This is a genomic window from Nonomuraea sp. NPDC003709 (assembly GCF_040610775.1).
Taxonomy (GTDB): domain Bacteria; phylum Actinomycetota; class Actinomycetes; order Streptosporangiales; family Streptosporangiaceae; genus Nonomuraea; species Nonomuraea angiospora_A.
The window spans coordinates 422,300-446,975 of the sequence record NZ_JBEXMW010000006.1; the positions used below are offsets into that span (position 1 = coordinate 422,300).

General features: G+C 71.2%; 24 protein-coding genes. 10 read left to right on the plus strand and 14 right to left on the minus strand.

What is annotated here, in order from left to right; translation table 11 throughout:
• The first annotated feature begins 31 nt into the window (after positions 1-31).
• From ABZX61_RS21270 to ABZX61_RS21290, 5 genes are read left to right on the plus strand one after another with little or no spacing between them, the layout of a single operon-like run.
• Positions 32-424 (plus strand): GntR family transcriptional regulator, encoded by a 393-nt coding sequence (locus ABZX61_RS21270; protein WP_350730930.1) that lies wholly within the window; start codon positions 32-34, stop codon positions 422-424.
• Positions 421-1,311 (plus strand): ABC transporter ATP-binding protein, encoded by an 891-nt coding sequence (locus tag ABZX61_RS21275; RefSeq protein ID WP_355196869.1) that lies wholly within the window; start codon positions 421-423, stop codon positions 1,309-1,311. Before ABZX61_RS21270 ends, ABZX61_RS21275 begins: the two co-directional genes overlap by 4 nt.
• The gene (locus tag ABZX61_RS21280; protein ID WP_355196871.1) at positions 1,308-2,360 is read left to right on the plus strand and encodes an ABC transporter permease; all 1,053 of its coding nucleotides are present in this window, start codon (positions 1,308-1,310) and stop codon (positions 2,358-2,360) included. Before ABZX61_RS21275 ends, ABZX61_RS21280 begins: the two co-directional genes overlap by 4 nt.
• Positions 2,357-3,775 carry a S41 family peptidase gene (locus tag ABZX61_RS21285; RefSeq protein ID WP_355196873.1) on the plus strand — a complete coding sequence of 473 codons (1,419 nt, stop codon included), beginning with the start codon at positions 2,357-2,359 and terminating at the stop codon, positions 3,773-3,775. Before ABZX61_RS21280 ends, ABZX61_RS21285 begins: the two co-directional genes overlap by 4 nt.
• A 13-nt stretch (positions 3,776-3,788) precedes the next feature.
• Positions 3,789-4,943, plus strand: coding sequence for an alpha/beta hydrolase (locus ABZX61_RS21290; protein WP_355196875.1), 1,155 nt, complete (start codon positions 3,789-3,791; stop codon positions 4,941-4,943).
• An 87-nt stretch (positions 4,944-5,030) separates the two neighbouring features.
• Here the strand turns inward: ABZX61_RS21290 and ABZX61_RS21295 are convergent, their stop codons facing one another.
• Positions 5,031-5,849 carry an APH(3'') family aminoglycoside O-phosphotransferase gene (locus tag ABZX61_RS21295; protein ID WP_355196876.1) on the minus strand — a complete coding sequence of 273 codons (819 nt, stop codon included), beginning with the start codon at positions 5,847-5,849 and terminating at the stop codon, positions 5,031-5,033.
• Between the two features lie 114 nt (positions 5,850-5,963).
• Here ABZX61_RS21295 and ABZX61_RS21300 point away from each other — a divergent pair, with 114 nt between their 5' ends.
• Positions 5,964-6,842: a hypothetical protein gene (locus tag ABZX61_RS21300; RefSeq protein ID WP_355196878.1), complete on the plus strand. Its 879-nt coding sequence runs from the start codon at positions 5,964-5,966 to the stop codon at positions 6,840-6,842.
• A 21-nt stretch (positions 6,843-6,863) separates the two neighbouring features.
• Here the strand turns inward: ABZX61_RS21300 and ABZX61_RS21305 are convergent, their stop codons facing one another.
• Genes ABZX61_RS21305 through ABZX61_RS21315 form a run of 3 tightly spaced genes read right to left on the minus strand, consistent with a single transcriptional unit; the run spans position 6,864 to position 9,624 of the window.
• A complete protein-coding gene (locus ABZX61_RS21305; protein WP_350742037.1) occupies positions 6,864-7,724 on the minus strand; it encodes a helix-turn-helix domain-containing protein in 861 nt (286 codons plus the stop codon).
• Positions 7,721-8,572 carry a phytanoyl-CoA dioxygenase family protein gene (locus ABZX61_RS21310; RefSeq protein WP_355196880.1) on the minus strand — a complete coding sequence of 284 codons (852 nt, stop codon included), beginning with the start codon at positions 8,570-8,572 and terminating at the stop codon, positions 7,721-7,723. Before ABZX61_RS21310 ends, ABZX61_RS21305 begins: the two co-directional genes overlap by 4 nt.
• A 44-nt stretch (positions 8,573-8,616) precedes the next feature.
• Positions 8,617-9,624, minus strand: coding sequence for a WYL domain-containing protein (locus tag ABZX61_RS21315; protein ID WP_355196882.1), 1,008 nt, complete (start codon positions 9,622-9,624; stop codon positions 8,617-8,619).
• Between the two features lie 95 nt (positions 9,625-9,719).
• Here ABZX61_RS21315 and ABZX61_RS21320 point away from each other — a divergent pair, with 95 nt between their 5' ends.
• Both ABZX61_RS21320 and ABZX61_RS21325 read left to right on the plus strand, forming a co-directional pair.
• Complete coding sequence (locus ABZX61_RS21320; protein ID WP_355196884.1) at positions 9,720-10,136, plus strand: VOC family protein; 417 nt, start codon at positions 9,720-9,722, stop codon at positions 10,134-10,136.
• 33 nt (positions 10,137-10,169) lie between these two features.
• Positions 10,170-11,264, plus strand: coding sequence for a winged helix DNA-binding domain-containing protein (locus ABZX61_RS21325; RefSeq protein ID WP_355196886.1), 1,095 nt, complete (start codon positions 10,170-10,172; stop codon positions 11,262-11,264).
• Positions 11,265-11,287: 23 nt separating this feature from the next.
• On the opposite strand, the gene ABZX61_RS21330 is transcribed toward ABZX61_RS21325, so the two are convergent.
• The 6 genes from ABZX61_RS21330 to ABZX61_RS21355 are packed head-to-tail and all read right to left on the minus strand — an operon-like array spanning position 11,288 to position 18,809.
• Positions 11,288-13,144: a hypothetical protein gene (locus ABZX61_RS21330; RefSeq protein ID WP_355196888.1), complete on the minus strand. Its 1,857-nt coding sequence runs from the start codon at positions 13,142-13,144 to the stop codon at positions 11,288-11,290.
• Between the two features lie 2 nt (positions 13,145-13,146).
• Positions 13,147-13,977, minus strand: coding sequence for a carbohydrate ABC transporter permease (locus ABZX61_RS21335; protein ID WP_350742026.1), 831 nt, complete (start codon positions 13,975-13,977; stop codon positions 13,147-13,149).
• Positions 13,967-14,908 (minus strand): sugar ABC transporter permease, encoded by a 942-nt coding sequence (locus tag ABZX61_RS21340; RefSeq protein WP_355196890.1) that lies wholly within the window; start codon positions 14,906-14,908, stop codon positions 13,967-13,969. The genes ABZX61_RS21335 and ABZX61_RS21340 overlap by 11 nt, the downstream gene beginning before the upstream one ends.
• Position 14,909: 1 nt before the next feature.
• Entirely contained in the window at positions 14,910-16,163 is a 1,254-nt protein-coding gene (locus ABZX61_RS21345; protein WP_355196892.1) for a sugar ABC transporter substrate-binding protein, read from the minus strand.
• A gap of 19 nt (positions 16,164-16,182) precedes the next feature.
• Positions 16,183-17,787, minus strand: a complete 1,605-nt coding sequence (locus ABZX61_RS21350) for an FAD-dependent oxidoreductase (RefSeq protein ID WP_355196894.1) — start codon at positions 17,785-17,787, stop codon at positions 16,183-16,185.
• 8 nt (positions 17,788-17,795) lie between these two features.
• Positions 17,796-18,809 carry a LacI family DNA-binding transcriptional regulator gene (locus tag ABZX61_RS21355; RefSeq protein ID WP_350742018.1) on the minus strand — a complete coding sequence of 338 codons (1,014 nt, stop codon included), beginning with the start codon at positions 18,807-18,809 and terminating at the stop codon, positions 17,796-17,798.
• A 320-nt stretch (positions 18,810-19,129) separates the two neighbouring features.
• On the opposite strand from ABZX61_RS21355, the gene ABZX61_RS21360 reads away from it, so the two are divergent.
• Complete coding sequence (locus tag ABZX61_RS21360) at positions 19,130-20,059, plus strand: hypothetical protein (protein ID WP_355196896.1); 930 nt, start codon at positions 19,130-19,132, stop codon at positions 20,057-20,059.
• Positions 20,060-20,167: 108 nt separating this feature from the next.
• Here ABZX61_RS21360 and ABZX61_RS21365 read toward each other — a convergent pair whose 3' ends face one another.
• Positions 20,168-20,788, minus strand: a complete 621-nt coding sequence (locus tag ABZX61_RS21365; protein WP_355196898.1) for a helix-turn-helix domain-containing protein — start codon at positions 20,786-20,788, stop codon at positions 20,168-20,170.
• Positions 20,789-20,880: 92 nt separating this feature from the next.
• Here ABZX61_RS21365 and ABZX61_RS21370 point away from each other — a divergent pair, with 92 nt between their 5' ends.
• The gene (locus tag ABZX61_RS21370) at positions 20,881-21,822 is read left to right on the plus strand and encodes an aldo/keto reductase (protein WP_355196900.1); all 942 of its coding nucleotides are present in this window, start codon (positions 20,881-20,883) and stop codon (positions 21,820-21,822) included.
• Positions 21,823-21,975: 153 nt separating this feature from the next.
• Here the strand turns inward: ABZX61_RS21370 and ABZX61_RS21375 are convergent, their stop codons facing one another.
• The 3 genes from ABZX61_RS21375 to ABZX61_RS21385 form a co-directional block, all read right to left on the minus strand.
• Positions 21,976-22,716 (minus strand): SDR family oxidoreductase, encoded by a 741-nt coding sequence (locus ABZX61_RS21375; RefSeq protein ID WP_355196902.1) that lies wholly within the window; start codon positions 22,714-22,716, stop codon positions 21,976-21,978.
• A gap of 471 nt (positions 22,717-23,187) precedes the next feature.
• Entirely contained in the window at positions 23,188-23,343 is a 156-nt protein-coding gene (locus ABZX61_RS21380; protein ID WP_350742008.1) for a hypothetical protein, read from the minus strand.
• A gap of 477 nt (positions 23,344-23,820) precedes the next feature.
• Positions 23,821-24,657: an SDR family oxidoreductase gene (locus ABZX61_RS21385; RefSeq protein WP_355196904.1), complete on the minus strand. Its 837-nt coding sequence runs from the start codon at positions 24,655-24,657 to the stop codon at positions 23,821-23,823.
• Between the last annotated feature and the right edge of the window lie 19 nt (positions 24,658-24,676).

Here is a 24,676-nt window from a genome sequence, read left to right on the forward strand (position 1 = left end):
GTGCTAGCAAGCTAGATAAATGGAGAAATCGGTGATCGAGTTCCATCTGGACGGCAGGTCGGGTGTCTCGCCGTACCTGCAGATGGTCCAGCAAGTACGGCACGCGCTGCGGCTCGGCCTCCTACGCGAAGGCGACCAGCTGCCGACCGTCAAGGAGGTCGTGGCGCAACTGGCGATCAACGCCAACACCGTCCTCAAGGCCTACCGCGAACTCGAGCACGAGGGCCTGGTGGCCGCCCGGCCAGGGGTGGGGACGTTCGTGACGGCGACGCTCGCCGACACCTCCCTGGCCGCGCACGGCCCGCTGCGGATGGAACTGCAGCGCTGGCTCGCCAAGGCCCGCCGAGCCGGCCTCGACGACGAAAGCATCGAGGCCCTCTTCATGACCACCTTTCGGACCTTCGCTCAGGAGGACATAGCGTGACCGCTGTCCTGCAGGCCCAGGCACTGGGCAAGAAATACGGCAGACGCTGGGCGCTGCGCGAGTGCACCATCGACATCCCGGCGGGCCACGTCGTCGGGCTCGTGGGCCCCAACGGAGCCGGCAAGACCACGCTCCTGAAGCTCGCCAGCGGCCAGCTCCAACCCTCGGCGGGCGGCATCACCGTGCTCGGCGACCGGCCCGCGGCCACACCCGCCCAGCTGGCCAGGATCGGGTTCGTCGCCCAGGACACCCCCGTCTACCCGAGCCTGACCGTCGCCGAACACCTGCGGCTCGGAGCCCGGCTCAACCCCCGCTGGGACGACACCGCGGCACGAGAACGCATCGCGCAACTCGGACTCGTCCCCGGACACCGAGCGGGCAATCTGTCGGGCGGCCAGCGCGCCCAGCTCGCCCTCACCCTGGGCCTGGCCAAACGGCCCGAGCTGCTGATCCTGGACGAGCCGGTCGCCTCACTCGACCCGCTGGCCCGCCGCGAGTTCCTGCAGGGACTGATGGAGGCCACCGTCGAGCACGAGTTCAGCGTCGTGCTCTCCTCCCACCTGGTCTCCGACCTGGAACGCGTCTGCGACTTCCTCGTCGTGCTCGTCGACTCCCGCGTCCAGATCGCCGGAGAGGTCGAGGAGCTGCTCGCCACCCATCACCGCCTCACCGGCCCGCGCCGCGACCCCGACCGGCTGCCCGCCGACCAGCACGTGATCTCCGCACGCCATACCGAACGGCAGAGCACGTTCATCATCCGTACCGACGCCCCGATCCACGACCCCGCCTGGACGATCAGCCGGCTCAGCCTGGAAGACCTCGTCCTGGCCTACATGGACAAGCGCACCGCCGAGAACAGGCGCGTCGCCCTGGAGGTCCAGCGATGATCTGGCTGACCTGGCGCCAGCTGCGCGGCTCGGCCGCGATGATGGCCGCCCTGCTCGTCATCCTCGCCACCGTCCTGGCCCTGACCGGCCCGGACCTGGCCTCGGACTACTCCACCGGTATCGCCGCCTGCACTCAGGACGACACCTGTGGCCGCTTCTACGACCGGTTCTTCGACGGGTACGACATGCCCTTCATGGCCGTCAGCCTCATCGTGCTGCTCCTGCCCGCTGTCGTCGGGCTCTTCTGGGGAGCACCGTTGATCAGCCGCGAGCTGGAGACCGGCACGCATCTGCTGGTCTGGAACCAGAGCATCACCCGCGGCCGCTGGCTGGCGGTCAAGCTCGGGCTCACCGGCCTGGTCGCCATGGCCGCCGCCTGCCTGTGCGGCCTCGCGGTGACCTGGTGGTCCGATCCCCTGGACAAGTCGGCCCCGGGCGACCTGGCCTTGATGGCTCCCCTGGTGTTCGGCGCGCGCGGCATCGCCCCGATGGGGTATGCGGCGTTCGCCTTCGTCCTGGGCGTGACCGTGGGCATGCTGATGCGCCGCACCCTGCCCGCCATGGCCCTCACGCTGGCCGTCTTCGCCGCGATCCAGCTCGCCATGCCGCTGCTGGTCCGGCCCCACCTGATGCCCCCGGTCACCTCGACCTTCGAGCTCAGCCAGACGAACGTGGACGGCATTGGCATAAACCGGGACCAAGGCGGACGTGTGGAGATTCGCCTGAATGCGGCTGTTCCCGGCCACGCGGGCGCCTGGGTCCTGTCCAGCGATCTCGTCGATCCGTCCGGACGTCCGACCGCCGGCCCCGAGCCCGGAATCGGGATCGTCCAGGTCTCGACGACGTCGGGACCCTGCGCACCGTCGGCATCACCGATCATGGGCGCGTGCACGACCGAGATCAACCGGCTCGGCTACCGGCAGAAGGCGACCTACCAGCCACTGGAGCGCTTCTGGCCCTTCCAGTGGATCGAAACCGGGATCTACGCCCTGCTCACCCTCGGCCTCACCTGGCTCTCCTTCTGGTGGATCCGCAGGCGCCTGTCATGACCATCATCAGGACCATGACGGCCGGACTCGCCCTCCTCCTGGCGGCGGCCTGCACGGCGCCGACGCCACCGCGCAGCGAGGCGAACGCCGCAGCCGATACGGCCTGCGCGCGCCCCCAGGGCCCGACCGCGGCCGAGACGGCCACCACCATCGACGTCATCGAGCAGGCGTACTTCTGCATCCTCGGCAACTACTACAGCGGCGCCACCCTGGACGCCCGCTCGCTCCTGACCACCGCATTCGCCGCCCTGACCCAGGAGCTCAACCGCAACGGACGCGACCTGCCCGAAGCCACCATGCCGGCGCTGACCGGCGACCGGAAAGCCGACTGGACCGCCTTCGAGACCGCCTACCGCAAGACCACCGACCAGGTCCCCGACCTGCGCGACAAACTGGCCGTCGCCACCCTCGAAGCCCTCGTCGCCGCCCTCGGCGACAACCACGCCGCCTGGGCCCACGACATCAAACGACCCCCCGACTACCACGACGGCGACGGCTACGGCCTGGGCCTCGAGGCGAACGTCAACGGCCCGCAGGTGCAGGGCAACCCCGGCGTCGCCCTCCCCCCGCTGTTCGTCACCACCGTGCAGGGCGGCGCCGCACAGGCCGCCGGACTGCGCCCCGGGGACCTCATCGAATCGATCAACGGATCGGCGCCCTTCATCGACGGCAAACCCACCCCCGCCATCGCCGCCCTCTACCCCCGATACCCAGAGGCGCGCCCGGTCCGGCTGCGGCTCCTGCGGCAGAGCACCGGCCGCCGCTGGAACGCGACGCTCAAACCCGGCCTCTACCAGCGCGACCTGGCCACCCTGCAAGTGGTCCAGTCGAAACTGCTGGACGACGACATCGCCTACGTACGGATGCGCGGATTCGCCCCCGACTCCGCCGACAGAGTGCTCAAGGCGATCACCAGACTACGCACCGGCCGCACCCTCACCGGCGTCGTCCTGGACCTGCGCGGCAACGGCGGCGGCAGCCCCCAGGAGGCGATCCGGCTGGAGAGCGCGTTCGCCCACGGCAAGGCCACCGCCCACCTGTGCACCGTCGACGGCAAGTGCGAGACCCTGCGAACCGACGACACCGTCCCACTGGTCAACCTGCCACTGATGGTGCTCATCGACCGCAGCTGCGCCTCGGCCTGCGAACACTTCAGCTCCGCGGTCAAAGACCTGCGCGTCGGCCAGTTGATCGGCACCAGAACCGCCGGCGTCATCTCCGGACCGGCACAGCCGTACCTCCTCGCCAACAACACCACACTGAGCTTTCCCACCCGACACCACCTGGGGCCCGACCACGAGGTGATCGACCGGATCGGCGTACCCCCCGACCACCACGTACCCCTCACCCCGAAGGACGCGGCCACCGGGCGAGACCCCGCCCTGGCCAAGGCCCTGGCCCTACTGCACAAGTGAACGGACCTCTCCGATGAGACACCTCCTGGCAGTCGCCGCCGGACTGGCCGTCCTCGCCGCGTCCGCCTGCTCCGCACCCACCCCGCCCCGCTCCGCCGCCCCCTCGGCCACACCCACCGGCCCCGCCACCCTGCCCGCCCCCACCGGCCCCCACCCCGTCGGCACCACCACCCTGTACCTCAACGACACCTCCCGCCCCGACCCCTGGGACCTCGACGCCACAACCAGACGGCTCAAGGTCACCCTCTGGTACCCGACCAAGCAGCGCGACGGACAGCGAGCCCCGTACATGACCCCCAAGGAATCCGAGCTCACCCTGAAGGGAGGCAGGATCGCGGGCGTCCCTGACGACACCCTGAGCAAGACCCGAACGAACGCCACCAAAGACGCCGAACCCACAGGCCGCGACCTTCCCCTGGTGGTGCTCTCCCCCGGCTTCACCAAACCCATAAGCACGCTCACCGCCCTGGCCGAGGACCTGGCCAGCCGCGGCTACGTCGTCGCGGGCATCGACCACACCTACGAGAGCTACGCCACGACCCTCGCCGACGGGCGCATCGCCGAATGTCTCGCCTGCGACAGCGACGCCGACCCCGGCTTCGGCACCGGCGTGGTCGCGGGCCGGGCCGCCGACGTCTCGTTCGTGCTCGACCAACTGCCCTCGACCTGGAACGGCGCCGACCGGATCGACCGCTCCCACATCGCCATGGTCGGCCAGTCCATCGGCGGGGCCGGCGCCATGGCGACCATGGTGAAGGACCCCCGGATACGCGCCGGGATCGATATGGACGGCACCACCTACGCCCGGATCCCCAAAACCGGATTCTCCCGGCCCTTCATGTTCATCGGTTCACCGCAGCACATCCCCGGCGGCCGCGACAACTCGTGGGATCGCGACTGGAAACTGCTCACCGGCTGGAAGCGCTGGATCGTGCTGTCAGGCGCGGACCACCAGTCCTTCACCGACCTCCCGCTCCTGTCAGGCGCCCTCGGCATCAAACCCGCCTACGGCATCCTGCCCGCGGCGCGCGCCGCCGAGCTCACCCGCACGTACGTGGCGGCCTTCCTCGACCAGCACCTGAAATCGCAACGGCAGCCCCTCCTGGACAAGCCGTCCGCACGCTACCCCGAGGTCAAATTCTGCCCCGCGGCCTGCGGCCAATCCTGAGGCCCGTTTCAGAGTTTGTGGTTTTGTGCCGTTTTGGATGGGTTTTGCTCTAACCGACGCCCTTTACATTGTAGATTTACACCGGCGCTAACCCCAGGTGAGCGGGTCGAGGTGGAGGTAGAACCGCTCGCGGTCACGGTCTAGGACGACGCCGTACCGCTCGGCGAACCTCTCGTCCGCCAAGCCCGCCTGCCGCTCGTCGGGCCACGTCTCCCGCGCGTTGGCGAGCAGGAGCGCGATGTCGGCGTAGGGGTCGGCCCGTCCGAGGCGGCCGAGGTCGATGAAGCCCGCCACGTCCAGGGTCTCCGGGTCGAGGATGATGTTGGGCAGGCACAGGTCGCCGTGGCAGACGACCGTCTCGGCGGCCTCTTGCGCGAGGCGGTGCTGCAGCTGGAGTTCGAGGCGGGCGAGCAGTTCGCCGGCGGGCGTGTCCTGCTGTTCTTCCGGGAGGAACTCGGGGTTGACCGCGCCTCGCGCGACGACGTCGCGGGCCATGGCGAACATCCGTGTGAGATCCCGCGCGAACGGGCACCTGCGAGCGGGCAGGTCGTGCAGGCGGCGTACGGCATCCGCGATCTTCTCCCAGGCCGCCCGCAGCTTCGCGGCCGGGACCCGATCGGCGGGGACGCCCGCGACGGCGCTGGTCACCAGGTAGGCGCCGTCGGCCGTGGCGCGCCAGTCGAGGACGCGCGGGCCCGGAACGCCCTGCGTGCCCAGCCACTCGACGCGGTCCCGCTCCTCCTCCAGCGAGGTCACGGAATCGGCGGGGACGCCCTTGGCGTATCGGGTGCCGTCCTCGGAGCGGAAGACATCGGCCCCGGACTCGCCGCCGGTGACGGGGATCCATCCGTCCCCGTCACGGCCGTCGTACAGCAGTGCCCGCAAGGCCGATGTCGAGTCGATCATGTGAACCACCCTAGCCGCCGGGTCCGGCCGTGAAGCCCGCCTCCCCCTCACTGGGGAGGGGCCTGCCTCTTGCGGGGGTGCCCGGGCACCCCCGCCGGCCGCGAGGCTCCTGTCATGCGTCTACACATCGAGGTCCGTACGTTCGTGCTGGTGCGCCGCGTCGCCGGGTTCGGCGCGGCGGCGGCGATGTCCCTCTACCTGCTGGTCAAGCTGGTCTGGATCGCCGCCGAGGTGTGGCAGGGCACGGCCCAGTGGGTGCTGCTCAACGCGATCACGGTGGTGATGGCGCTGGCCGGCGTCGCACTGGGCCTGGCGCTGGCCCAGTCGTGGGGGACGCGGCTGCCGGACTGGCTGGTGCTGCCGCTCGGGTGGGTCGCCGGCGGCTTCCTGGTTTCCATGATCCCGTACATGATCGTCGGCAGCCTGGTGGCGCCGAGCGCGCCCGAGCCGGCGGCCACCACGCCGGCCTGGGAGAGCGCGCTCATCGGCGTCGGGTTCGCGGGCATGGCGGTGGCGCTGGTCGTGGGCCTGCCGCTCTTCCTGCGTGAGCGATGGCCCCGCGCCTTCGCCGGGCGGGTGGGCCGGGAACGAGCGGACGGCCGCTTCCTTTGGGTGTTGCCGCCGCTCGTGGTGCTCACCGCGACCTGGATCTCCTGGGCCGCGGGCAGCACCTACGGGCTGCTCACGGTGTGCGACACCCAGGGCAGGCTCCTCATGGCCAACAGCGCGCTGTGCGCGGCGGGCGCCGGTTGGAGCCTGTGGGCGCTCGGCCCGTGGGGCAGCGGGCGGACGCCGGTGTGGCTGCCCATGGCCGTGGGGTTCGTCGCCTCCGGGTCGTTGTTCTCATGGGGAGCGTGGCGGCTGGCGTGGCTGGTGGCCGGAACGTACCAGCCGGTCGAACTTCCCGGGGTGGCCGTGGTCGAGCACTGCGTCGCCGTGGTCGCGGGCCTCGCCGTCCTGCCGGCGTTGACGCAGGCGTACGGGCGCCGGTGAGCGTGCACGCTGCGGGTTGGGTCAGGGGGCTTGGACGAGCGGTTGCAGCACCGTGAGGCCGTAGGACTCCGCCGGTGACGGCGGGGCGGCCTCCGGTGCGGTGCGGCGGAACGTGGTCGGCGCCATCCCGTAAATCGCGCGGAAGCGGCGGGAGAAGTGGTAGGCGTCCGCGAAGCCGCACTGCGCGGCGATCGCCCGCATGGACAGGTTGCTCTGCCACAGGAGCGGTTCGGCCCTGGTCAGGCGGAGGAGTTCGAGGGCGGCGACCGGACCGACCCCGAACGTGCGGCGGAACGTCCGGCACAGCGTGCTCGGCGAGACCCGGGCGGCCGAGGCGAGCTCCCGCATCGGGACCGGCCTGGCCACCCCGTCGGACCAGTGCTCGCGCACCGCGCGCAGCATCGCGGTCACCGGTGACGGCAGGACCGAGGGCGGGCGCTGCGCCGGCGCCGGATCGGCCAGGAACGTCAGCACCAGCAGGCGCAGCGTCTCGCAGGCCTGGACCCGCCACCGCGGCGGGCACTCGGCGCCCAGCCAGAGCAGATACTGGCACAGGGCGCCCATCGGGTCGTGCCGCCCGGTCAGGTCCCGTACCAGCGGCCAGTCCGCCGGCACCTGACCCGTGAGCGTGAAATGCACGTACGCGTGCCGGGTCGGGGTGCGGGGATCCCAGCGGAACGCGTCACGCATACCCGGCCGGATGAGCAGCAGCTTTCCCGGGGTCAGCGACAGCGCGACGTCGTCCCACAGCCAGGTGGCACTGCCGCGGAGCAGCCAGACGAACTGGTACGACCTGGCCTCCCGCGGGCCGAACGTCGAGCCGGGCGGATAGTCCGCGACGCTCGGCTCGAGCCGGGCCACCAGATCGACGGAGATCGTCATCTGTCACAGCCGCCGTCGCGATTCGGGCGGATCCGCGGCCGGCGCACGTCCTGGAGCCCTTTGTAGGCGTACGGGTCGGTGCCGGCGACGAGGACGACGTCCCGGAAGTCCGCCTGCGCCATGCCCGTCCCCTCCGCCGGGACGGCCCAGGGCAGCAGGGATTCGGCGCTCATGTAGTGGTTGACCAGCGCCCGCCGGTAGCCCCGCCGTCCGGTGTTGGGCAGCGACTTGTGCAACAGGTAGCCGTTGAACACCACCACGGTCCCCGCCGCGACCTCGACGGGCACCGCGTCGGAGTCGTCGAACGGGAAGCCGTAGGACTCCACCGTGCAGTCGTAGCGGGGGTCGTCGTGCTCGCGGTTCGGGTAGAGCACGCCGCGCCGGTGCGATCCGGGCAGCACCCAGAGGCACCCGTTCTCCACGGTGGCGTCGTCGAGCGCGATCCAGGCCGCCGCGAGCGAACGGTCGCGGGTCGGGATGAACAGCTCGTCCTGGTGCCAGGCCTGCCCCGGCTCACCCTCGGACTTGATGAACAACATCGACTGCATCGCCTTGACGTTCGGGCCGATCAGCGAGGTCAGCGCCGAGACGATCGCCGGATGGCGCATCGTGTCGAGCATCAGGCCGGACAGCTTGTGCGGGTAGTGGACGCACAGGAACCTGCGCAGCACGTCGTCGTCGCTGTCGGCGTCCCCGGCGGGGAGCGCGCCGCTGATGTCGCCGAGCTCGCCCCGGCAGATGCGGACGGCCTCTTCGAGCAGCTCGCCCACCTCGCCGGGGTCGAGGGCGCGGTCGAGGACGAGGTAGCCGTCGCGCTCGTACGGGGACGTCAGGCCGGGGTTCGTCATCGCCCCATCATCGCCATCGCGGCCCGGTCCCGGCCATGGCCCGATCACGCATCCGGATGGCGAATCGTGTCATCCGCCGACGCCACCTGGGACGAAGAGGCGTCGGCGTAGCGGCGGGCCAGGTGCGCGAAGGCGTCCTTGAGCGCGGCGGGGCCGACGACCTCGATGCCGGCGTCGAACCTGCCGACGCTCGCGGCCAGCCCGACCCAGGACCAGGAGCCCAGGATCAGCCGGCACCGGTCCGGGCCGAGCTCCTCGACCACCCCGTCGTGGACGTAGGGGGAGACGGCGGCGGCCGGCAGGCCGAGGATGACCTCGCCGCGGCAGGGCCAGTCGCCGGAGCCGCCGGAGCCCCGGAACCGATCGGCCACGAAGGCGGCCACCCCTCCCCCGGGCAGCTCGCGCGGCGCGAAACGGGGCCCCGTGGGGACGCGCGGCGCGATCCGGTCGGCCCGGAAGGTCCGCCAGTCCTCCCGGTCGAGATCCCATGCCACGAGATACCAGCGCCCGCCCCAGGTGACGAGGTGGTGGGGCTCCACGCGGCGCGGCGGGCCTCCGTCGTCGCCTCCTGGCGTGGCGTAGCCGAAACGCAGCACCTCCCGGGCACGTACGGCGGCGCCGACGGACACCAGCACCCCGCTGTCGACCTGGGGATCCGGCGCGTACCGCTCGACGGCGGTGATCTGGAGGGCGTCGATGCGGTGGCGCAGCCGTGTCGGCATGACCTGCCGGACGGTGGTCAGCGCGCGGGCCGCGGCCTCCTCGATGCCGGCGCCGGTCGTGGTGGCGGCCTGGAGCGCGATGGCCAGGGCGACGGCCTGCTCGTCGTCGAACAGCAGCGGCGGCAGCCGCGTACCGGCGTCGAGCCGGTAACCGCCCTCGGGTCCCTTGGTGGCCACGATCGGATAGCCGAGCTCACGCAGCCGGTCGACATCGCGGCGCACGGTGCGCGGGCTGATGCCGAGGCGCTCGGCCAGCAGCGCTCCCGGCCAGTCCCGGGGCGCCTGGAGCAGCGAGAGCAACGACAGCAGCCGAGCCGAGGTTTTCTGCACCCGTCCAGTATCGCGCGGAGAAGAGGCCACAACCTGACCGCTACCCCCGGAAGTGTGGTCGGCGACCGGGAAGACGACCGACGAAGGAGCACATCATGTCCGTGAACACCGTGACCCATCTGAACTTCCGCGGAGACGCCCGGGCGGCGCTCGCGTTCTACCAGTCCGTGTTCGGCGGGGACCTGGCCGTGGTCACCTACAAGGACGCCGGCAACGTCCAGGAGCCGTCCGAGGCCGACCAGGTCATGTGGGGCCAGGTGAGCGCCGCCGGCGGATTCGAGGTCATGGCCTACGACGTGCCCTCGCGCCTGCCGTACAGCCGGGGAGAGAACGCGTTCTTCGTCTCGGTGCGCGGCGAGACGGCCGAGGAGATCACCGCGTACTGGGAGAAGCTGTCCGACGGGGCGACCGTGCTGCAGCCTCTGGGGCCCGCGCAGTGGGCCCCGCTGTACGGGATGCTGACGGACCGGTTCGGCGTGACCTGGGTCATCGACGTCGCCGCCCAGTACTGATCATCACAGCACGCGCTGCGGCAGGATGATCGCATGACTGTGCTCGACACCCGGACACTCAACCGCGCGACGCTGGCGCGGCAGCTACTGCTCGACCGCGCCGACTTACCGGTGCGGGACGCCGTCGCGCACCTGTGCGGCCTGCAGGCGCAGGAACCGCAGGAGCCGTTCGTGGGGCTCTGGTCGCGGCTGCGCGCGTTCGAACCGGCGGCGCTCTCGGACCTGCTGACCGGGCGTCACCTGGTGCGGACCATTCTCATGCGCCGCACCGTTCACCTCCTCACCGCGGAGGACGCCCTGGCCTGGCGCGCCCGCCACGACGCCATGCTGCGCCAGCGCATGCTCGGGACCTACCGCCGCGAGCTCGACGGGGTGGACCTCGACGAGCTTTTGGCGGCGGGCCGGGCGGTGATGGCCGACGGGGAGCCCCGCTCGATGGGCGAGATCGGGCGGGCGGTCGCCGAGCGCTGGCCGGCGCCGGGACCGCGCGTGCTGGGCGAGATGCTGGTCGCCGCCCTTATCCCGATGGTGCAGCTGCCGCCGCGCGGGCTGTGGCGGACGAAGGCGGGCGTGAGCAACGCGCTGCTGTCCTCCTGGCTCGGCCGGGAGATCGACCCGCCCGCCCCGAACGGCTCGGACCCGGTCGGCGAGGCGCTGGTGCGGCGCTACCTGGCGGCCTACGGCCCGGCTGCCTCGGCCGACCTGCGCGCCTGGTGCGGCCTGGCCGGGCTGCCGGGCGCGGTGGCCGTGGTCCGCCCCGAGCTCGTCTCCTTCCGCGACGAGCGCGGCCGGGAGCTGCTGGACCTGCCCGACGCGCCGCGTCCCGACCCCGGCACGCCCGCGCCGGTGCGGTTCCTGCCCGCCTTCGACAACGCGATCCTCGGCTACCACGACCGCGGCCGGATCATCGACGACGCCCACCGCGGCCTGTCGGTCGCCGGCGCACGCGTGGTCCTGGTCGACGGCCGGGTCCGCGCGACCTGGACCGTCGAGGACGGCACGGTGGCCGTCACGCCGCTGGGCCACCTGTCCGGAGCCGACCGCGACGCCGTCGGCGAGCAGGGGCGGGCGCTGGCGGCGTTCCTGTCCGACGGCGACAGCCACCGCGTGCGGATCGGCGACGGCTGAGATCACCCAGCCCGGCGGTCGCGTCACCCCATGATGACCGTGAGGTCGAACGTGCCCTGGTGCGGGATGCGGAGGGCGTGGAAGCGGCGGGCGCCGTCGCGGAAGTAGCGCACGCTACCGGCCGCCAGGGTCGCCTGCAGAGGGGTGTTCCAGCGCAGGCGGATCGTGGTGCGGCCCCTGCGAAGGTCGAAACCGTCGGCGGTGGCGGTGGTCGTGCCGCCGAACGCCGCCCGGGTGCCGTCGGTGAAGGTGAGGACGTCCGTGGGGTGCAGGACGAGGGGGATCTGCTCGGTGGCGGCGGCGTTCGCCGTGACCGTGCGCCGGGTCGTCCGGCGGGTGACCAGGACGTCCGTGGTGACGTTCGCGTTGCCGTAGCGGATGCCGAGGGCGGCGGGGGCCCGGCCGCCGCTCCACTCGCGGCCGCCTGGGGCTCCGTGGAAGTAGGTGGCGGGCAGGGAGCCGTTGGAGTCGGGCGCCTGGCCGGGGAAGACGGTGGACCAGCAGGCGTAGTTGTTGTCGTTGAGCCCGCAGATGATCGTGCCGGCGTCGGGGTGCCACAGGAAGGTCAGGCCGGTACGGCTGCGGGAGGCGCGCGTGCCGAAGTAGCCGCCCAGGTACAGGCCGGGCTTGCGGACGTACAGGAAGTCCTGGCTACCGTCCCTGCGCAGCTCGGCGAAGTCGTTCGAGCGCAGGTAGGGCAGGTCGGCGATGGCCTCGGCCCGCTGCCGCCGGCTGGGGAACCGCTCGCCGTACAGGCCGTGGGTGAGGATGCGGGGCGAGGTGTCCTGCTTGGCGAGCGGCGTCACCGGCTCGGTGGAGGCCGCCCAGGCCGTACGGGCCTCGGCCAGGTCCTCGCGGGCGGTCATGAAGGCCGACAGCAGCGGCACCTGGCGGGTGAACGTCCAGTTGAGCGCGGTCCTGTCGGGGTCGGGCCGGACCTCGTCGTACCAGCGGGCGCTGGTGCGGGTGGAGGGAGCGACGTTGACCAGGTATCCGGCGCCGTCGGGCTCGCGCAGCAGGTTGTAGGACAGGAAGCCGGTGAACGCGCGGGCCATGTCCACCAGGTGCGCGTCCTGGCTGTGGAGGTAGGCGTCGGCCAGCTCGGGGAGCATGACCTCGAAGTTGTAGTTCATGTCGTGGCCGCCCTCCTCGTAGAAGAAGCCGGCGGGGCTCTGGCCGACCGCGGGGAGCCGGGCGAACGCCTCGGTCAGGCGGGTGGCGAGCGCGGGGTCGGGGTCGAGCTGGAGCGCGTGCGTGGCCCCTGCCAGGCCCGAGGTGGTCTGGTTCGCCCAGGTGAGGCGATCTTGCCAGACGACCCGGTTGCCGGCGTCCAGGAACCACGTCATGGCCTTGCGCAACGCGGCGGTGAGCTGCGCCTGCCGCGCGGGCAGCACCCCGGACGCGCGCAGGAGGCGCAGGGTCTTGGCCAGGTAGCCGAGGCCGAACCCGGTGGGGGCCAGGCCGTGCTGGTCGCGGCTGTACTCGGGGAAGGAGCCGTCGGGGTGCTGGAGTGACAGGTAGTGGCCGAGCGCCGCGTCGAGCGCGGCCAGCAGGCTCGCGTCCCCGGCGTACGGGTTCCACGGGCGGGCGTTGGCGTGGAACCAGGCCAGCGTGAAGACGTGCTCCTGCACGCGGGCGTTGTACGACGCCGCCGGCGTACGCCACCAGCCGCCGGCGAAGAAGCCGCTGCCGTCCATGTCGTTGACCATGGGCGCGAGGGTGGCCAGGTACGGCGCGAAGCGCTGCTCGTGGGGGGCGAACGACCTACGGTCCACCGCCGGCGGGAGGGAGGGGATGGCGGCGAAGGCGGTGCCGGGCGCGAGCACGGGGACGGCCGGGAGCAGCGCGGCGGCGCGGAGGAGGGTGCGGCGGGAGAGCATGGTCAGCCTTTCAGACCGGTGTGCGCGAGCCCCTCGATGAACTGCCGCTGGGCCAGCACGAAGACGACCAGGATGGGCAGGGCGGTCATCGTGGCGGCGGACAGCTGCACGTTCCACAGGGGCGAGCCGTAGGCGTCGACGAACTGGGTGAGCGCCTGCGGCAGGGTGAACTTCGACGGGGTCGACAGGAACACGATGGGTTCGAGATAGAGGTTCCACGAGTGCAGGAAGGTGAAGATGGCGACGGCGCCGAGCGCCGGCCTGGCCAGCGGCAGCACCACCCGGCAGAAGGTGCCGAAGCGGCCGAGCCCGTCGACCCTGGCGGCCTCCTCCAGCTCGTCCGGCAGCGTGATGAAGAACTGCCGCATGATGAACGTCGCCAGCACGCTGGGCGCGCCCAGGATCGGCACCAGGATCAGCGGCCAGTGCGTGTCGGTCATCCCCGCCGCGTGGAACATCTGGAACAACGGGACGATCGTCACCTCGCTGGGGATCAGCAGGCCGACGAGCACGACCAGGAAGAGCACGTTCTGGCCGGGGAAGCGGATGCGGGCGAAGGCGTAGCCGGCCATCGCGGCCACCGCCATCGTGCCGACGGTCACCACCGCGGCGATGTAGAGGCTGTTGAGGTACTGCTGCCCGAACGGCTGCAGCTCGAAGACCCGGCTGTAGGTGGAGAAGTCGAACCTGGAGGGCACCAGCGCGGGCGGGAAGGCGAAGATGTCGCTGATCGGCTTCACCGACGAGGTGACCATCCACCAGGTCGGGAAGACGAACGGCACGCACAACACGCACAGCAGCGCGTACAACGCGAGCTTGACCCTACGACTCATGGAAGACCCACCTCCGGCGCAGCCGCCACTGCAGCAACGTCAGCGCCGCGACGATCAGGAACAGCAGGACCGACAGGGTGGCGCCGTAGCCGAGGTGCCGGAACTGGAAGGCCTGCTGGTACAGGTAGTAGACGAGGACAGTGGTGGACATACCGGGCCCGCCCTGGGTGAGCACGGCGATCTGCGCGAACACCTGCAGCGACCCCACCACGGTGATGATCGAGGTGAGCAGGATCGTCGGGCTGATCAGGGGCACCGTGATGCGCAGGAACCGGGTCCAGGCGCCGGCGCCGTCGAGCTGCGCCGCCTCGTACAGCTGGCGCGGCACGCCCTGGAGCGCGGCCAGGAACAGGACCATGTTGAGCCCCACGTTCTTGACGACCTGGACGACGACGACCGACAGCAGGGCGGTGGTCTCGCCGCGCAGCCAGTTGGGGCCGTCCACGCCCGCCGCGCCGAGCAGGCCGTTGATGCCGCCGTCCTGCTGGAGCAGGAACTGCCAGACGATGGTCCAGGCGACCAGCGACACCAGCACCGGCGAGAAGAACAGCGTGCGGAAGAACGTGGTGCCGCGCAGCCGCTGGTCGAGCAGGATGGCCAGGGTGAGGGCGAGGGCGAGGTTGAGCACGACCAGGCCGACCGAGAAGAGCGCGGTGCTGGTCAGCACCTGCCCCATGTTCGGGTCGGCGAGCAGCTTGGCGTAGTTCTCGCCCCCGACGAACTCGAACGTGCCCGCCAGCACGTTCCACTCCTGAAGGCTGTAGTAGACGACCAGTCCGAGCGGCAGCAGGACGAACAGCGCGCTTCCGGCGAGCTGCGGCGAGATCAGCAGGTAACCGACGAGAGCGTCGCGCCGGGGGATGGTCCAGAAGTGGCGGGGCCGGGCGGCGGCGCGGTCAGCCACCCGGTTGCCGAGATCCGTCACCGCCACGTCATCCGCCCAGCAGCGGCTGGATCTTCGCGCACACGCCGTCCAGCACCGCCTTGACGTCGGCGTCCGGCTTCCACAGCGGGTCGAGTGCGGCCCTGGCGGTCTGGGCGAGCTCGGCCTGCCCCTTGTGGCTGGGCTTGACCACGCCCTTCTCGATGCCGTCGATCACCACCTTCTGGAGCTGATCGCCGTTCAGCAGGGGGCTGGTCTTGGCCATGGTGTCAGCCGTCAGCAGGGAGGTACGCGCGGGCGGGAAGTACGCGGCGAGCTTGGCGGAGTTCGCGGAGTTGGTGAAGTAGGCCAGGAAGTCGGCGGCCTGCGCGGCCCTCGGCGACTTCTTCAGCACGCCGATCCCGGCCTGGCCGATGACCGCGTACTCGCCCTTCGGCCCGGCGGGCAGCGGCACCAGGTCCCACTTGAACGTCGCGTCCTTCAGCATGGCGGCGCGGGAGATCTGGGCGACGGCCATCGCCGTGTCGCCGGAGAAGAAGTCCACGGAGGTGCCCGGCCCCGGCATGGACTTGTCGGTGAAGATCGCCTTGTGCATGAACGTCATGGCTTCGACCATCTCGGGCGCGTTGAACTGGCACGTGCCGCCGTCGTCGCTCCACGCCTTGGCGCCCCAGCCCTGCCAGACGGTGGCGAGGTTGTCCCAGGCCTTGTAGTCGAAGTTGAGGATGGTCAGGCCGTTCTTGCCCTTCGCCGCCACGGCCTTGTTGATCTCGTTGGCGTGCTCCCAGTCCCACTGGCCGGCCTTGATCAGCTCGCGCGGCGCCTTCTGGCCCGCGGCCTTGACCAGGTCGGTGTTGACGAAGACGCCGAAGGGCGAGGTGGAGAACGGGTAGGCGTACAGCTCGCCGTCGCGCTCCCACAGCCGGGTGGCGGCGGGGACCAGCTCGGCCGCGTTCTCGACCTTGCTCTTGAGCGGGACGAGGGCGCCGGAGCCGACGAAGTCGGGGGCGGAGTTCTCGAGGATCCAGGCCAGGTCGGGGGCGTTGCCGCCGGCGATCTGCGTGGTCAGCGTGGTGGTGTAGTTCTCGAACGGGATCGGGTCGAAGGTGATCTCGCCGACCTGCGGGTGGGACTTGCGGTATTCGGCGGCGATCTCCTTGAACAGCGTCAGGTGGGCCTCGTTGGAGGTCCAGATCGACATGCGCAGCGGCTGCGGGCCCTGCGCGGCCGGCGCTTCACCGCCGCCACAGGCGGTGACCGTAAGGAGGGCGGCCAGCGCGAGGGCAGCCAGGGGTGCTTTCATGGGGGATCTCCTTCTGGCGTCAGTAGCCGGTGACGTCGGGCCAGCGCAGCTCCACGCCGTCGCGGACGAGCCGGTCCTGGTAGTCGGCCAGGAGCCGGCCGTCCGCGCGCACGGCGTGCGGCGTGGTGGCGCGGTCCAGGCAGAAGGCGGCGAGCGCGCCGGCCGCCTCCCCGACGTTCCACTCCACCGGGTGCAGGCGGTAGGCGCCGTTGGTGATGTGGGTGGTGCCGATGTTCTTGCAGGCGGGCAGCAGGTTGCTCATCCGCTGCGGGATCAGCGCCCCGAGAGGGATCTCGAACGGGGAGCAGGCGACGTCGATGTAGTTGTCGCCGCCGGTCGACGGGTGCAGGTCGATGCGGTACATGCCCACGCCCACCGAGTCGTGATAGGAGACGGCGCCCTTGTCGCCGCGTACCGCCACGGACAGGTCCTGTTCGGTGACGGTGGTCAGGGCCCGGACGCGCCGGGACTCGCGGATGTAGGGGGCCTGGGCGAGCCCGTCGGCGCCGCCGGTGACGTCGCCGCGCAGCCGCAGGCCCGGGTAGCCGGTGCCGCCGTCGTGGCGGGGGGCCTCGGTCTGCAGCCAGTACAGCACCGACATCGACAGCTCGCGGGCGGCCGCCAGGTGCCGGTCGGCGTCCGGCACGTCGATGACCGGCCCCTCCAGGTAGTCGATCATCGGCCAGTTGACCAGCGCGATGTCGCTGCCGTACGCGCCCGGCAGGAAGTTGTCGCGGGCGGCGATCCTGCGGAACGTCCACAGGTTGCCGTCTCCCGGGTTGACCCGCTGGTCGGCCGCCACCAGGCGGGGGTCGTCACCCGGGTTCGGGGTGAAGGAACGCTCCACGATCTCCAGCGTCCGCGGGCTCGGGCAGCGCCACGACAGCAGCCGGTCGCCCCAGAAGGGCGGCTGGTAGGCGCGCCAGAAGTCGTACGACGCGGGCTTGTCGACGGTGTGGTCACCGTCCACGTGGTCGATCGCGAAGCACACGGACACGGCCTGCATGTTCATCGGCTGCGCCGCCGCCGGGGCGCTCGGCTCGCCGGTGTCGGCCTGCGACTCGAAGCCGGTCACGTACTCGGTGCCGGTCAGCGGCAGCAGCTCGCCGGTCTCGGTGGCGTCCAGCACGTACGGCGCCACCGCGGTGATCTCGTCGCCCCCGTCGCGGTGCGCGAGCCGCACCGCCGTGACGCGGTCGCCGTCCACCTCGGCCCCGACCGGCCGGTACGGCTGGAGCACGCGCAGCCTGCCCGACCCCCGGTACGGGGCCAGCATGGCCTCGATGACCGCGACCGCGACCCTGGGCTCGTGGCACAACTTGCTGACGTGCCCGGCGCCCGGGTTCAGCTCCGGCCACGCCCGCGCCCGCTCGGTCAGCGGGTAATGGTCGCGGTAGTAGCGCCGGATGCCGTCACGCAGCGCGCGGTAGCTCGCCGTGACGCCGAACCGCTCCACCCAGGTGTGCTCGTCCGGCGGCACCGCCTGGCTGGTGAGCTGGCCGCCCAGCCAGTCGTACTCTTCGGTGAGCACCACCGATCGCCCGGCCCGCAGCAGGGCCAGCGCGGCGGCCACGCCGCCCAGCCCACCGCCGACGACGAGCGCGTCTGCCGATATCTCAACCACGTGGGGGATTACCTCTCCTCATGTACGGGTGCCAGCGTCGATCCCTCGACCAGCTCGCACACCAGCAGTTCCTGCGGGATGCCGCCGCGTTCCAGCACCTGGGTGAGCAGCTCGACGGCCCTGCGGCCCATCTCCCGCCGGGGGATGCGGAGCCCGGAGAAGTCGATGTCGGTCGACACCGGCCTGGTGGGCGCGCCCATCGCGACCATGGACAGGTCGCGCGGCACGTCCAGCCCGCGGGCCTCGGCGGCCTCGGCGATGGCCACGCCGTCGGCCAGCTCCTCGGCGAACACCACGGTCGCGCCACAGTCGAACAGCCCGTCCGCGGTGGTCAGGTGCAGCCCCTCGACGCCGGTCGCGGCCACCCCTTCGGTGAAACCGCGAAACCGGTCGGCGTAGGACTCCGGGCCCTCCCCCGCTCCGACGTAGGCCATCCGCCGGTGCCCGAGCGCCGCCGCCCGCTCGACCAGCGCGCGCACCGCCGGCGGGTAGTCCGCCCCGACGTACGGCACCGGACCGCCCGCGTCGTCGCGGCGGCCGACGGAGACGAACGGAATGCCTTCGGACAGCAGCCTGGACAGATCCTCCCGGTCGATCGTCCGGCCGAGCAGGACGCATCCGTCGGCCAGCCGGATCCGGCTCTCCGCGCTGAAGATCCGCCGGCGCTCCCCCTGCTGCACCTTGGCGCTGGTGAACAGCAGCAGGTCGCAGCCCGCCTCCTCGACGCACTCCTCGATCCCGACCAGGAACGGGTGATAGAAGTCGGCGCTCTCCGCGGGGAAGACGGCCTCGTAGGTGAACACGCCGTAGATGCGGTTGCGCCGTTCGACGAGCCGGCGCGCGGCGGGGTCGGCCACGTACCCGGTCTCCCTGATCACCTGAAGGACCCGATCGCGGGTTTCGGGCGAGATCCGTACCTCGCCCTCGGCCCTTCCGTTGAGCACCAGGGACACCGTCGTCTGGCTCACTCCAGCCATGCGCGCGATGTCCTGCTGCGTCAGCCGCCGCCCTGAAGCAGTCACAGTGCGTATCACCTGTCGTTTCGATAATGCGTATTAGTTCGGTCATTCTGGGACCGGGCGCAACTGGGCGTCAAGAGATAATCGCTGAGTAATTCGTATTATCAGGTGGTACGGCTTCCTCCGGCCATGGCAACATACAGTGACGCCGAGGGGCGCCGGCGAGTCGAAGGCACTGCCGGTCGCACGGCGCCCATCGCCTGTCGCGACCAGGATCGGAGGGCATGTTGACCATCCATCAATCAGGCCGGGACTTACGTCCGCCCACCCGACGCGGCGTGTTACGCGGCGCCGCTTCTCTGGGTGCCGGGTCTTTGGGCGCCGTGGCCACTGCCGGCCTCATCGCCCGGCCGGCCGGCGCCGGGACCGCCGCCCAGCCGGCGGGCATGCCGGTGTTCCGATACGTGCGGGACGCTCTCGCTCTCCCCCTGCACTACAACCGCACCGGGGAGTTCATCTTCCCCTGCATCAGGGGGGTGTACGACAAGCTCGGCAACCCGCGCTCGCGCTACTACCTCTACTACGCCCCCCATGAGAACCCCGGCGGCATCTGCGTGGCCTTCAGCGACACCCTGGAGGGCCCGTTCCACGACTACAGCGGCAACCCGATCATCGACAGGTACCTGCCCACCACCACGGTCAGCCACGTGTCCTCGCCGCACGCCACCTGGGACGCCGCCACGAAGCAGTTCTTCTGCTACTTCCACGGCGAGAACTTCACCACCCGCGTGGCCCGCTCCACCGACGGCATCACCTTCACCGACGAGACCCCCATCCTGAGCACCCGCCTGGTGTCCGGCACCTCCGAGACCTCCTACGCCCGGGTCTTCGAGCATTCCCTTCCGGGCCGCGGCAACAAGTACGTCATGGTCTTCATGGGCGTGAAGAACGGCCGCCGCCTCTTCTACGGCTGGTCCCCCAACGGCTGGGACGGCTGGCAGTTCAGCCAGCAACCGCTGGTCAACCCCGAACCCGACGGAGTGACCGACATCTCGGGCCCGTCCCTGGTCAAGCGCAACGGCACCACGTACGTCGCGTACCACGGCAACGACGGCAACATGCGCATCACCGAGGTCGGCAACGCCTTCGACAAGGAGGTCCACCTCGGCGTCTTCCACTCGCCGATCGCCTCGGACAACGGTCGCGTGGCCGCGCCCTCGTTCGGCACCCAGGGCGGGGTCGAGTTCATGTTCTACGAGGCCGGGCCCCGGCTGCAGGCTCGCATCTGCATCGCCCGCGCCGTTCCCGCCTGACCTGCCCGCACGTCCGGGCACCCTCTTGCCCGTCGACGACCCCGCTGTCCGGCCGGGCCTCCGGAGCGACCCGGCCTGACAGCGACGCCCTCCTCCCCGGGGCCGCCGCTACCGGCCTGCCCCGGGGAGGAGGGCATCGACGAGCAGGTCCAGGAGCCGGCCGGTCTGCTCGGGGGTATCGCGGGCCGCCGTGGCGAGAAAGATGCCCAGGAGCATCGTGGTGACCTCGTCCGGGTCGACGTCCGCACGGAGTGAGCCCGTTTCGGCGCCCTTGGCGAGGATCATCGCGATCGCGGCGGTGATGCGTTCCCTGGTGGTGGAGGTCGGGATACGGCCCGAGGCCTGGCCGGCGCGCAGCGCGTCGGCCATCCCGCGTTTCACCGCGCTGAACGCCGCGTACCGCTCCATCCAGGCGCGCAGCGCGATCTGCGGCGGGAACCGTTCGAGCAGGACGGGGGCGCTCGTCGCGATGTCGTCGAGCTCGGCGGCGTAGACCGCCTCCACCAGCGCTTCGCGGGTGGGGAAATGGCGATAGAGGGTGCCGATCCCGACACCCGCCTCACGGGCGATGCTTTCGAGCGGGACGGTGTCGTCGGCCGCCGCGAAGGCGGCCCGGGCGACGGCGATGAGCATGTCCCGGTTGCGCTGGGCGTGGGCACGCAGCGGGCGCTGTGTCGCGGCCGGCCGCTCGGCGGAGGTGCCGGCGGACGCCGATTCGGGCGAACTCAAAGCGGAGGAACCTCCGGTATTGCTCTATAGTCAGTCAGAGATAGCGGAGGATCCTCCGTTATCTCTGACATCCTACGTGGACGGGGATCCTCATGGCCTCCAGCAACCCCCTTTCCGACGAGCAGCCGGTCAACGCTCTTCGGCCCGGCGGCACCGCGCCGTTCGCCGGACGTACCGTCTCCCGCCTCGGCCACGGCACCGCACAGCTCGAACGCCTGCACCACGACCGCGCCACGGCCCTGGCGCTCCTGCGCCGCGCGATCGACCTCGGCGTCGACCACATCGACACCGCCCAGTTCTACGGCAACGGCTTCGCCAACGAGCTCCTGCGCGAAGCGATCCGGCCGCAGGACGACGTCATGGTCGTCAGCAAGGTCGGCGCCGACCCCAACCCCGGCGGCCCGATCCCACTGCGCCCCGCACAGCGACCCGAAGAACTCCGCGCCAGCGTCGAGGACAACCTCATCAGCCTCGGCCTGGAGCAGATCCCGGTCGTGAACCTGCGCCGCCTGGACGCCGGCCCCGGACTACGGGCCACCGGCGAACAGGCGGTCGACCTCGACGACCAGCTCGCCGTGATGACGGCGATGCGCGACGAGGGCAAGATCGGCGCGATCGGGCTGGGCAGCGTCACCCTCGACGGGCTGCGCCGGGCGATCCCCGCCGGCATCGCCTGCGTACAGAACGCCTACAGCCTCGTCACCCGCGACGACGAGGCCGTGCTCCGGCTGTGCCAGGCCGAGGGGATCGCCTGGGTCCCGTTCTTCCCCCTCGGCGGCGCCTTCCCCCAGATGCCGAAGGTGACCGACGAGGCGGCCGTCCTCACCGCGGCGGCGTCCCTCGACCGCACACCCTCACAGGTCGGCCTCGCCTGGCTGCTGCACCACGCCCCCCACGTCCTGCTCATCCCCGGCACCTCCAGCATCAAGCACCTCGAAGAGAACATCGCCGCCGCCACGATCACCTTCGACCGCGCGACGCTCAACACGCTCGACGCCGTCCCCTCCCGCTCGGCAGAGGTCCCGCTCGGCTGATCCCCGCTTGAGGCTTCTGTCGGGCCCGGCGCAGGGTTCCTCCAGCCCTGCTTGGCGTACCGGCGACCTCCGATCTGGCGCCATCGATCGAGGCCAGGACGCGGCCTTGCGTCTCCGTTCGTGCCGTGAGCTGGTTGCCATGGGAGGGCCGGCTCAGCCGCGCGCGACGTAGCCGCCATCGACCGGCAGGGTGACCCCGGTGATATAGCTCGACCGCGGGGAGGCGAGGAAGAGGATCGCTTCGGCGACCTCCTCCGGACGGCCGAGGCGGCCGAGCGGGTTGCCCGTACGCCCCCACTCCTCGAACATCTCTTCACCGAGGGCCTTCACCACGTTGTCGGTCCTGGTGTTGCCAGGGGCGACGGAGTTGACCCGCACCCCGCGATCGCCGAACTCAGCGGCCCAAGAGCGGGTGAGGGCGTCGAGAGCAGCCTTCGTCGCCCCATACGCGGCGGCGTCCGCGATGCCCTGAAGAGCGGCGATCGAGCTGACATTGACGATGCTGCCGGACCCCTTGGCCCCCATCCTCGGCGCGAGGGCGGCGGTCAGGAAGAACGGCCCCCGCACGTTGGTGTCGAACACCTGCATGAACGACTCCAGATCCTGCTTCGGGGTCGGCATGAAGGGGTAGACGCCCGCGTTGTTGACCAGGATGTCGACGTCGCCGACCTCGTCGGCAAGCCGCTGCAGCGCGTCCAGGTCGTTGAGATCCGTGGGAACGGCACGAGCCCTGCCACCCGCGGCCTCGATCTCCGCGACCGTCTCGGCGAGGCGATCGGCGCTGCGACCGGCGACGATGACGAAGGCCCCCTCGCGGGCGAGCGCCAGCGCGGTCGCCCGGCCGATGCCCGAGCCGCCTCCGGTCACCAGCGCGGTCTGGTTCTGAAGTTCCATGATCGAGCCCTTGATCAGAGAAATGCCGAGCCTGAGGCCGCTCCAACGAGGACCAGGACCGCGATCACACCCCCTGCCGGTCATCAGCGTCCAGCCCGACTCCCGTGACCGAATATGCCCCTAACCAGCCACGATACACGCGACGTCCGACGACCCACTCGGGGGCGAAGGTCGGATGTTGGTCAGGTTGTCGCACCATCCCCACCCGGCGCCTTTACGATGTAGATTCGTTCGGCGCAGAAGGACTGGTCGTGCTCATCAGTCCGCACCGCCGAGGCCACCAGGGTCATGGCTTCACGCGCGCCGGTGCGCGCGTCGTGGGCGGCCGGCAACCCCTCGGGAGTCGCGAGGTAGAGGCGTCCACCGGCCAGGACCGGGCCGGAGATCGGAGAGTGGCCGCCGCCGGCACGCTCGGGGTGCCGCCGGTACGGGTACGCGGCAGGCTGTACCGATAGAGGGGGTATCTCCTGATCAGTACAGCCAGATGGCGTTGCGACGGTGTCGGGCAGGGTGGACCTCGAGATCGTCGACGGCCTCGGTGGCGTTGGCCCTCTGGCGGATCGCTTCGAGCTGGAGACGCAGGCGCTGGCGCGCTCGGCGCTCTTCGATCTTGGCCCATTCCGCCACCGACCGGTCCCGACGATCGGCCCTGGCCCAGGAGTAGACGTCGACCCTGCGGCGGACAGGGGCCGGGCATGCTCGATGGCCGGCTCGTTCTGCCTCGCGCAGGCACGCGGCGCTGTAACGGAGATCGACTATCGTCACCGATCGCCACGGGTCTCCCCGCCGATCACCTCCAGCGGGAATCGGGCGGTCAAGGTGATGGGCGGTGCGGGACATGGGGCTCCCCTGGTAGCACCGCCAGGTATCTCCTGGCGGACTACGTGAAGCCGGTCGGCCCCGTTGATCGCTCGTGATCCATGGCCGGACCCTAGCATCGCGGGCAGCGAGGTTGGGAATGCCCTTGGCCGGACTGGCGCGACGGCGAGGAGGAGGCGCGCCGGAGCGCGGGGCACGATCCGGCGATGGGCGCCGAAGCCGGTCCCGCTCTGCGCCCATCGCTTCCTGCCCGGCGGACGCGGCACCTCCGGCAGCCCTCGGTGGTCAGTCCCAGTGGCCGGCGGCGGCGCTCTCAACGACGTAGTCCTCGAACGACCTCGGCGGCCGGCCGAGGGCCCGTTCCACGCCGTCCGAGACCGGCGAGCCCCGGCCGTCGCGGACGGCCACGAAGAGGCCGGTGAGCAGCCGGGCGACGTCGGCGGGGACGCCATTGGCGACCTGACGCTCGACGAAGACCTCGGGCTCGACGTCGACGTGACGGACCGTACGCCCGGTGGCCTTGCCGATGAGGTCGGCCGCCTCGCCGAAGCTGATCGCCCGCGGTCCGGTCAGCTGGTAGGTCCGGCCGCCGTGGCGGTCCTCGGTGAGCGCGGCCGCGGCGACCTCGGCGATGTCCTCGGCGTCGATGAACGGCGTACCCCCGTCACCGGCGGGCAGGACCAGCTCCCCGGAGAGAACCCCCTGCCGCCAGAAGCTCTCACTGAAGTTCTGCGCGAACCAGTCCGGCCGCAGGATGGTCCAGCCGACGCCGGAGTCGCGCACGGCCTGCTCGGCGGGCTTGAGGGGATGGCTGTCGCCGGCCTCGCCGACGCCGTAGGCCGACAGCAGCACCAGCCGCCGCACCCCCGACGCGACCGCCTCGGCCACGAACCCGGGGATGCGCGCGCGGTGGTCGACGCTCCCCCGCAGGTCCGGCTCCATGAGGTAGCCGGCGGTGACGCCGTCGAGCGCGGGCGCCCACGTCGTCGGATCGCCCAGGTCGAAGGGGAGGTCTCCGCTGGTACGGGCCACCGCCCGTACCGGATGGCCGGCGCTCCGCAGACGCCGGACGATGCGGCGGCCGGTCTTGCCGTTGCCGCCCAGGATGAGGATGTTCGTCATTCCCCCAAGGGAACTCCAC

Coding starts and splice junctions, on each gene's coding strand:
- ABZX61_RS21345 (WP_355196892.1), bottom strand. CDS start 16,163: ATGAAAGCACCCCTGGCTGCCCTCGCGCTGGCCGCCCTCCTTACGGTC.
- ABZX61_RS21370 (WP_355196900.1), top strand. CDS start 20,881: ATGGCCTCCAGCAACCCCCTTTCCGACGAGCAGCCGGTCAACGCTCTT.
- ABZX61_RS21320 (WP_355196884.1), top strand. CDS start 9,720: ATGTCCGTGAACACCGTGACCCATCTGAACTTCCGCGGAGACGCCCGG.
- ABZX61_RS21310 (WP_355196880.1), bottom strand. CDS start 8,572: ATGACGAACCCCGGCCTGACGTCCCCGTACGAGCGCGACGGCTACCTC.
- ABZX61_RS21280 (WP_355196871.1), top strand. CDS start 1,308: ATGATCTGGCTGACCTGGCGCCAGCTGCGCGGCTCGGCCGCGATGATG.
- ABZX61_RS21330 (WP_355196888.1), bottom strand. CDS start 13,144: ATGCTCTCCCGCCGCACCCTCCTCCGCGCCGCCGCGCTGCTCCCGGCC.
- ABZX61_RS21325 (WP_355196886.1), top strand. CDS start 10,170: ATGACTGTGCTCGACACCCGGACACTCAACCGCGCGACGCTGGCGCGG.
- ABZX61_RS21300 (WP_355196878.1), top strand. CDS start 5,964: ATGCGTCTACACATCGAGGTCCGTACGTTCGTGCTGGTGCGCCGCGTC.
- ABZX61_RS21305 (WP_350742037.1), bottom strand. CDS start 7,724: ATGACGATCTCCGTCGATCTGGTGGCCCGGCTCGAGCCGAGCGTCGCG.
- ABZX61_RS21335 (WP_350742026.1), bottom strand. CDS start 13,977: ATGAGTCGTAGGGTCAAGCTCGCGTTGTACGCGCTGCTGTGCGTGTTG.
- ABZX61_RS21375 (WP_355196902.1), bottom strand. CDS start 22,716: ATGGAACTTCAGAACCAGACCGCGCTGGTGACCGGAGGCGGCTCGGGC.
- ABZX61_RS21285 (WP_355196873.1), top strand. CDS start 2,357: ATGACCATCATCAGGACCATGACGGCCGGACTCGCCCTCCTCCTGGCG.
- ABZX61_RS21385 (WP_355196904.1), bottom strand. CDS start 24,657: ATGACGAACATCCTCATCCTGGGCGGCAACGGCAAGACCGGCCGCCGC.
- ABZX61_RS21290 (WP_355196875.1), top strand. CDS start 3,789: ATGAGACACCTCCTGGCAGTCGCCGCCGGACTGGCCGTCCTCGCCGCG.
- ABZX61_RS21295 (WP_355196876.1), bottom strand. CDS start 5,849: ATGATCGACTCGACATCGGCCTTGCGGGCACTGCTGTACGACGGCCGT.